This window comes from Paraliobacillus quinghaiensis, assembly GCF_003426025.1.
GTDB lineage: Bacteria > Bacillota > Bacilli > Bacillales > Amphibacillaceae > Paraliobacillus_A > Paraliobacillus_A quinghaiensis.
Genome location: NZ_QJSH01000045.1, coordinates 1 through 8,830 on the forward strand (window position 1 = coordinate 1; position 8,830 = coordinate 8,830).

Sequence of the window (8,830 nt, forward strand, 5' to 3'; positions counted from 1 at the left end):
GAAATGGGGACTTAAGGATATGAACATCCTCTACCAGATAAGATACTCAAAAGGTTGAACCGCCGTATACGGATCCGTACGTACGGTGGTGTGAGAGGTCGGGGCTGTGAAGCCCCTCCTACTCGATTTCGACTTGTGGGACTGCGATTACTCGCCCCATCGAAAACATTAGCTGTTCCCACAGGAGTGTCATCCATTTGCTGACTTCGCTAGGTAGAAGAACTGATCATAATTAAGATACAATTAATAGGTTTTTCTACTGCTAAAATGGTCTGTAGTGTATTATCAAATTTTTAAACTATCTAGCGTATCAAATAAAATTGGTGACACTCCTGCAGGAACAGCGCGAGCTGAAGATCCACTCGGAAAGCGCCCTTTGCTTATCCGAGTTAGCTGAAGCCGTGCCTGCGGAAAGGGAACCAATTTTATTTGTGGAGCGGTAACTTCCGTTACTAATTGCTGAATTAGCTGATTAGTTCTTAATGCGCAGTTTATATAAAATCGGTCATAAGGCAATGATTTTTTAAAATTGTTTTTGATAAAGAAAGTGACCTAGATACACTGGTATTTTTCTTGAAGTAATATCCAAGAAGTTTTTGATAAATGGATAGTCTTTTGTTGCTGTTGTATGTAATAGGTCCCCCCACCATTCTGTCTCATAGCGTGCAATCATACTTAAGTTATAGAGTAAAATGTAATGGTGTATGATTTCATGGCTATAGTTTGGTAACTGATTTGTTAAGGCAAAATAGATACTGTTTTCATCTAAGTGATAAAAGAAAGGTCCTTTTGCTAGAATAGAGATAGGATGCTCAAGCTCACAGTATATCTTCTCTTTATCAGCATGAATTTTATTTGTCAGTATATATGGAGTCAATTTCGCTAAAAATCGTTCCTGTGATAGATGATAGGTATCAAGAATATCAAGTGGGAAATTAAGTTTGGTTTCATTACGATTGGCTACTTTAATTAAATGTGTTTGTTTTGAATGCATACAGAATAATGCATTCATTTCAGGAATTGTTTTTAACATAGTCTCCATTGAAAACTTATCAGTTGGCCACTGTTTCACATGAAACAAGTTCGCTGAAAAGTATGGAAACAAACCATTTGATTGAATTTTAACTTCATCTTGTAAGAAGTCATAGTGTTGCTTTTTTCGTTTTCTAGTAGATAGACCATGTGCAAGTAAGCTAGTGCTGTGAGGGTAATTTGGTATTTCAGATAATAAACAAGCCTTGATTAAATGAGTCATACCATAAAAGTAAAACAGAGGTTGAGTCTCTGTAGCAGCATGGTTTGCTGTTTGATAATACAGTAAACCATGTTTAATATAATAAAAAAAACGATCACTATTTTGATAACTTAGCTTTTGATAATCGGAGATCTGCTGTTGCTTATAACAATGAAATAGATATTTTTGTGCGGTTTCAGTTGATTGTAAATAGTTTAAAAAGAGTTCAATGGTTTTAATCATAAAGGTTGTTTCCCTTCTAATCAGATAAGAAAGAATATTTTTATAGTGTTCAAATGAAATTGCTTACATTTTTTCACTTAATTTATAGGGAATAAAAGTGCAGTAAAAGGTTGAAAAAGCTATACTGATGTCGTATTGTATATAACAATAAGATTATAAAACAAGCTTCAAATACTTTTATAATAATAGTGTAACCAGTAGCATGTATTTTCATTAGTAATTTATCTATTCATATTCATTTTAAAATTTACGAGGGGGTAAAGTATGAGAGAGGATAAGTTTGCAAAAGAGGGATTAACATTTGACGATGTCTTGTTAGTTCCAGCAAAATCGGAAGTATTGCCACGTGATGTTTCAATTAAGACAAAATTGTCTGAAAAGATTAATCTAAACATTCCGTTACTTAGCGCAGGGATGGATACAGTTACTGAGGCAGAAATGGCAATTTCCATGGCTCGCCAAGGCGGCATAGGTGTGATTCATAAAAACATGTCAATTGAAGAACAAGCTGAACATGTTGATCGTGTAAAAAGATCAGAAAGTGGCGTTATAACTAATCCATTTTTCCTCTTACCAGATAATCAGGTGTTTGATGCTGAACATTTAATGGGAAAATTCCGTATTTCCGGTGTACCAATTGTTAATAATTCTGAAGAGCAAGTACTAATAGGTATTTTAACAAATCGTGATTTACGTTTTATTGAGGACTATTCAATAAAAATATCTGAGGTAATGACTAGTGAAAATCTTGTTACAGCTCCAGTGGGTACTACACTAGAACAGGCTAGCAAGATACTACAAAAACACCGTATTGAAAAGTTACCATTAATCGATGATAAAGGTGTATTAAAAGGCTTAATAACAATTAAGGATATTGAAAAGGTTATTGAATTTCCTAACTCTGCAAAAGATGCAAAAGGTCGATTGTTAGCGGGAGCAGCAGTTGGTATTACAGGAGATTCAATGACTCGGATTGAAAAGTTAGTTGAAGCAGGTGTTGACGTGCTTGTTATTGATACAGCACATGGGCATTCACAAGGTGTAATTGAACAAGTGAAAAATGTTCGGACAAAATACCCTGAACTAGATATTATTGCTGGAAACGTTGCAACTCCAGAAGCAACACGTGAGTTAATAGAAGCTGGAGCAAATATTATAAAAGTAGGAATTGGTCCAGGTTCAATTTGTACAACTCGTGTTATAGCAGGTGTTGGGGTTCCACAAATTACTGCTGTAAATGACTGTGCTTATGAAGCAAGTAAACATGGTGTTCCAGTTATTGCTGATGGCGGTATTAAATATTCAGGAGACATCGCGAAGGCACTTGCAGCTGGTGCACATGCAGTTATGCTTGGTAGTTTATTTGCAGGTGTAACAGAAAGTCCAGGTGAAACAGAAATATTCCAAGGAAGACGTTATAAGGTGTATCGAGGAATGGGTTCTGTAGCAGCAATGAAATCTGGATCAAAAGATCGTTATTTCCAAGATACTGAAGATGCAAAAAAATTAGTACCTGAAGGAATTGAGGGGCGTGTTGCCTATAAAGGTCCATTAGCTGATACTGTCCATCAATTACTTGGAGGCCTGCGTTCTGGAATGGGATATTGTGGTGCATCAGACTTAGATGTATTTCGTAATGAAGCACAATTTATTCGTATGACAGGTGCTGGTTTACGTGAGTCACATCCTCATGATGTGCAAATCACCAACGAATCACCAAATTATTCATTATAATAAAAACAAGAAGCATGCACTGGGTGGTTACCAGTGCATGCTTTTTTATACTGATTAAAAGCTCATTGTTTAAACATTGTTGTCTCTCAATCTATGCTTATTTAGTCATATACAAAACATTTCTATTAAATTAATAATGTTAGGCTATATTTACTATTTTAGAGTGATATGAAAATTCTCCAAAAATACCCTACAAAAGTATATTCCACTTTTCGTCGTGGTGTGCTAAAATAACGGGTATGCAAACAGATTATAGTAGTGGAGGTAGAGAGAGTTGAGACATAAATTAAAGGTGCTCCTTTTAATAATAACAGCAGTATTCATTACAGTCACATCATCCTTAGTAAATCCGATAAAGGCAAGTGCAAATACTTTTGATGTAGATGCAGAAGCAGCTATTTTAGTGGATGAAGGAACAGGAAAGATTTTGTTTGCAAAGAATGCAGATGAACTATTACCAATAGCAAGTATGACAAAAATGATGACAGAATATCTCGTTTTAGAAGCAATTGATAATGGAGAAATAAGTTGGGATACAACAACAGAAATTAGTGATTATGCTTATCAGGTTTCAGCAAATATAAGTTCTTCTGGAATTGGATTAATTCAAGACAAACAATACACAGTCAGACAATTATACGAAGCAATGGCTATTAATTCGGATAATGCTACAACAATTTCTCTAGCAGAATTAATTTCTGGTTCTGAAAGTGAATTTGTTAGATTAATGAATCAAAAAGCAGAAGAGATGGGATTACCAGCATATGAATTTGTCAATTCAACTGGTTTAAATAACGCTGATTTGGTAGGTAATCATCCAGATGGAACAGCTGCTGATGCAGATACCTTATTGTCAGCTAAATCTACAGCAATGCTTGCATATAATTTAATAAATGATTATCCGGAATCATTAGAATTTTCTAGTCAACTTACTTCAGAGCTTGATGGCGTTGCATATGAAAACTGGAATTGGATGTTACCATGGGAAGATAATAACTATACGCAATTTCATGTTGAAGGTGTAGACGGTTTGAAGACAGGATATACAAGTAATGCAGGAAACTGTTTTACAGGTACGGCTAAACGTGATGAAAGACGCCTTATCAGTGTCGTGATGAACACGGAAAGTAGACAAGAAAGATTTCAACAAACAGAGAAATTACTAGAGTATGGATTTGGTCAATTTGAATCCAAAGAATTATATCCAGCAGGTTATCAATTAGAAGATAAATCTATTCTAAATGTAGCAAAAGGTAAAGAAGATACAGTTGAAATTGAGTCAAGTGAAGCGATAACAGAGGTTGTTAAAAGCGGAGATGAAGAAGCTTATACAGTCCAATATCATATTGATGAAAATCTATTAAATGATGAGGGCGAATTAATTGCCCCAATTGAAAAAGGACAAACAATTGGAACAATGGAGTTAGTTTATAACGGAGATAACACTTATGAGTATATTGGTGAAAATGAACAAATTAAATCAGTAGACCTAATTACAACAAGTGCTGTAGAGAAATTAAATTGGTTTATGCTAACGCTTGGTGCTATTGGAGACTTCTTTGGTGGTATTTATAACACAGTAGTTGATACAGTTACTGGTTGGTTTTAATCAAAAGGCACTGGAATTTTAAATTGTAATAGATGAGAATAGTCTAACAAAAGCGTAAAATCTCAACATAACAAATCCGTTATGTTGAGATTTTTTTATTAAATTTGCATGGTTTTTAAAGATATTAAAGAAGTGTTAATATTGCAGGTGAAGAATATGGAGGACAGTGCTTGCGCTTGGCTATGGTATTGTTATACAATGTTGAATAATAGTATACTTTACGAATCGCTTAAATTTTAAGATAAATAGGGGGACATAGTATGTCAAACATAGGGACAGATAGAGTTAAAAGAGGAATGGCTGAGATGCAAAAAGGTGGCGTCATTATGGACGTTGTTAATGCGGAACAGGCTAAAATAGCGGAAGAAGCTGGTGCTGTAGCAGTAATGGCACTTGAACGTGTACCGTCTGATATTCGTGCAGCAGGTGGAGTTGCAAGAATGGCTGATCTTAGTATTGTGGAAGAGGTATTGAATGCTGTTTCAATTCCAGTAATGGCAAAAGCACGTATCGGACACATTGTAGAAGCACGTGTTCTAGAATCTATGGGTGTTGACTATCTTGATGAGAGTGAAGTATTAACACCTGCAGATGAAGTATTTCATTTAAATAAAAAAGACTATACAGTTCCGTTTGTATGTGGTTGCCGTGACTTAGGTGAAGCTGCTCGTCGTATTGGTGAAGGGGCATCTATGTTACGTACAAAAGGTGAGCCAGGAACAGGTAATATTGTAGAAGCGGTTCGTCATATGCGTGAAGTACAAGGTCAAGTGCGTAGACTAGTCGGAATGTCTTATGATGAAATAATGACATTTGCTAAAGAGTTAGGCGCGCCTTATGAAGTATTAGTAGGAATTAAAGAAAATGGTCGTTTACCGGTAGTGAATTTTGCTGCTGGTGGTATAGCTACCCCTGCAGACGCAGCTTTAATGATGGAGCTTGGTGCTGATGGTGTTTTTGTTGGTTCAGGGATATTTAAATCAGATGATCCAGCAAAATATGCAAAAGCAATTGTGGAAGCAACAACACATTACCAAGACTATGAACTAATTGCAAAAGTTTCAAAAGGAATTGGATCTGCAATGAAGGGTATTGAAATTGGTACAATTGCACCTGAACAAAGAATGCAAGATCGAGGTTGGTAAGATCATAACTAGAGACATAAACACGGATGTTTAAAAAGGGGACAGATCGTGATGACTAAAATAGGTGTTTTAGGCTTACAAGGTGCTGTTAGAGAACATGTTCGCTCAATAGAGGCGTGCGGTGCTGAAGCTCTGATTGTAAAGAAAAAAGAACAGTTAGCTGAAATTGATGGGTTAATTTTACCGGGTGGCGAAAGTACTACAATGCGCCGTTTGATTAATCAATATGATTTTTTTGAACCACTACAGCAGTTTGGTGAAAGAGGAAAACCTATATTTGGAACTTGTGCAGGTTTAATTTTGTTAGCAACAGAAATTGTTGGACAAGATAATGCCCATCTACAATTGATGAATATGAAAGTAGAACGCAATGCATTTGGTCGACAAAAAGATTCATTTGAAGCGAAACTACACATTACTGGTGTTGCAGAAGATTTTCAAGCAGTCTTCATAAGAGCACCTTTCATTGTAGATGTTGGTAATCAAGTTGAAGTATTAGCAAGACATAACGATGCCATTGTAGCTGCTAGAGAAGGACATTATTTATGTAGTGCTTTTCATCCAGAATTAACTGAAGATGACCGCTTAACGCAATATTTTGTGAACATGGTTGAAGAATCCAAAAAAGAACTTGCATCTTAAGTCTGTTTTCGCTATTCTAATAAAAAATGCGTTAGTTTATACAGGAAACACTTTGAGAGGAAATAGTAACAGCAATTTTTTCTATAGAGAGCTGGTGGTTGGTGCAAACCAGTGAAAAAATGTTGTGAATCCATCCTTGAGTTGGTATGCAGAATGAAAAAGCATATCCGGTTAATACCATTAGCCGTTATTTAAAATAAAGCTGGAAGAAGTTTATTCTTCAATCAGGGTGGTATCGCGGGAAAAAACTCTCGTCCCTAATTATTATTAGGGATGGGAGTTTTTTGCACGTTGGGAAAGTATAAAATGTTAGCTATGAAGCGGAATCGACGTAGTGAAAATTTTTATGTTCCAAGTATAAGAAAAGCTAACGCATTAGCTAAGGACGAGCGAATGCAAGTTTTTCTAATATGTACAAAAGACATTAAGGAGGAAAATGATATGTTAGATATGAAGTATTTACGTAGCAATTTTGATGAAGTAAAACAAAAATTACAGCACCGTGGAGAAGATTTAACAGATTTAGATTTATTTGAAGACCTAGATCAACGTAGAAGAGAATTAATTGCTGAAACAGAGGAATTAAAGGCAAAACGAAATGACGTATCAAAACAGATCTCTCAATTAAAAAAGGAGAAAAAAGATGCAGATGCAATGATTGTTGAGATGCGTGAAGTTGGTGACCGTATTAAAGCAATTGATACGGAGTTAAAAGAAGTAGAAGAAAGATTAGAAAGATTACTACTGTCTATCCCTAATATCCCACATGAAACAACGCCAATTGGTGAAACAGAAGATGATAATATAGAGGTTCGTAAATGGGGAGAAGTAGAAGCACCGGATTTTGAACAGAAGCCACATTGGGATTTAGCACCTGAACTAGGGATGTTAGATTTTGAACGTGCTGCTAAAGTAACGGGAAGTCGATTTGTGTTTTACAAGGGATTAGGGGCGCGTTTAGAGCGGGCTTTACTTAACTTTATGATGGACTTACATGCTGAAGAACATGGTTACGAAGAAATGTTACCACCATATATGGTGAATCGGACGAGCATGACAGGAACTGGTCAATTGCCAAAATTTGAAGAAGATGCGTTTAAAGTGGAAGATTGGGATTACTTTTTAGTACCGACAGCTGAAGTACCTGTAACAAATTATTATCGAGATGATATTTTAAAACTTGATAATCTTCCACAAAAATTTGTTGCATTTAGTGCATCTTTCCGTTCTGAAGCGGGATCAGCGGGAAGAGACACAAGAGGTTTAATTCGCCAACACCAATTTAATAAAGTAGAGCTTGTGCAATTTGTAAAGCCAGAAGATTCTTATCAAGCTTTAGAAGAATTAACAGGTCATGCTGAAAAAGTATTGCAGCTATTGAAATTACCTTACCGTGTTATGAGCATGTGTACGGCTGACTTAGGTTTTACTGCTGCAAAGAAATATGATATTGAAGTTTGGATGCCAAGTAATGATACGTATCGTGAAATATCTTCTTGCTCAAATTTTGAAGCATTCCAAGCGCGTCGTGCAGGAATTCGTTTCCGTCGAGAAGAAAAAGCAAAACCAGAGTTTGTCCATACACTTAATGGATCTGGTTTGGCAATCGGAAGAACAGTAGCAGCTATTATTGAAAACTATCAGCAAGCTGACGGTTCTGTCCTTGTTCCAGAAGTTCTACAGTCTTATATGGGCGGAAAAACAGTTATTAAATAATTTTTTTAAAAAAATTAACGAAAAATGTTGACTTATTTCAATGGAACTGATAATATAAGTTTTGTCGTCAGTTTCGGGGAGGATTACCCAAGTCTGGCTGAAGGGATCGGTCTTGAAAACCGACAGGGGCTTCGCGGCTCGCGGGGGTTCGAATCCCTCATCCTCCTCCATTTTTATTTTTAATACATAAACATTGAACAAATAGCTAACAGCGCTTAACTTTATCTAAAGTTAAGCGCTGTTTTTATATGTGGTTTTTGTTAAAGGTATTAGATGAACTGCGCAACAGACACTTATCCGCTTCGGAAGCAAATGGATTCGCTTTCCGTGGGCTCAGTCTCAGCTAACTTGGTAAAGAAAAACATTTTACCAAGTGGATCGTGCGCCCGGCATGAGTTATAACTAGGTGGTGAAAGTCCACCACAGACTTGGCAGTAGGAACTGTTAGTGAAAGGCAAGGGTGTCTATCGTGAGATAGAATCTGAAGGAAGCCGGACACAAAATCCC

The 8,830-nt window shown here is 36.2% G+C and carries 6 protein-coding genes, 1 tRNA gene and 1 other annotated feature; of the genes, 6 read left to right on the forward strand and 1 reads right to left on the reverse strand.

The features are described 5' to 3' along the window. Positions 1–523: 523 nt before the first annotated feature. The gene (locus D2K40_RS15810) at positions 524–1,477 is read right to left on the reverse strand and encodes a YaaC family protein (RefSeq protein WP_117157304.1); all 954 of its coding nucleotides are present in this window, start codon (positions 1,475–1,477) and stop codon (positions 524–526) included. Between the two features lie 264 nt (positions 1,478–1,741). On the opposite strand from D2K40_RS15810, the gene guaB reads away from it, so the two are divergent. The 6 genes from guaB (at position 1,742) to D2K40_RS15840 (ending at position 8,493) form a co-directional block, all read left to right on the forward strand. Beyond that, on the forward strand, positions 1,742–3,211 hold the full coding sequence (gene guaB, locus D2K40_RS15815; protein WP_117157305.1) for an IMP dehydrogenase: 1,470 nt from the start codon (positions 1,742–1,744) through the stop codon (positions 3,209–3,211). Positions 3,212–3,485: 274 nt separating this feature from the next. Then, the gene (locus D2K40_RS15820) at positions 3,486–4,820 is read left to right on the forward strand and encodes a D-alanyl-D-alanine carboxypeptidase family protein (RefSeq protein WP_117157306.1); all 1,335 of its coding nucleotides are present in this window, start codon (positions 3,486–3,488) and stop codon (positions 4,818–4,820) included. 260 nt (positions 4,821–5,080) lie between these two features. Further along, positions 5,081–5,965 carry a pyridoxal 5'-phosphate synthase lyase subunit PdxS gene (pdxS, locus tag D2K40_RS15825; protein ID WP_117157307.1) on the forward strand — a complete coding sequence of 295 codons (885 nt, stop codon included), beginning with the start codon at positions 5,081–5,083 and terminating at the stop codon, positions 5,963–5,965. A gap of 51 nt (positions 5,966–6,016) precedes the next feature. Next, the gene (gene pdxT, locus D2K40_RS15830) at positions 6,017–6,607 is read left to right on the forward strand and encodes a pyridoxal 5'-phosphate synthase glutaminase subunit PdxT (RefSeq protein ID WP_117157308.1); all 591 of its coding nucleotides are present in this window, start codon (positions 6,017–6,019) and stop codon (positions 6,605–6,607) included. 43 nt (positions 6,608–6,650) lie between these two features. Further along, positions 6,651–6,869: a binding site (T-box leader), on the forward strand. Positions 6,870–7,048: 179 nt separating this feature from the next. After that, complete coding sequence (serS, locus tag D2K40_RS15835) at positions 7,049–8,323, forward strand: serine--tRNA ligase (RefSeq protein ID WP_117157309.1); 1,275 nt, start codon at positions 7,049–7,051, stop codon at positions 8,321–8,323. 77 nt (positions 8,324–8,400) lie between these two features. After that, positions 8,401–8,493 (forward strand) — tRNA-Ser (locus D2K40_RS15840). Positions 8,494–8,830: the final 337 nt, after the last annotated feature.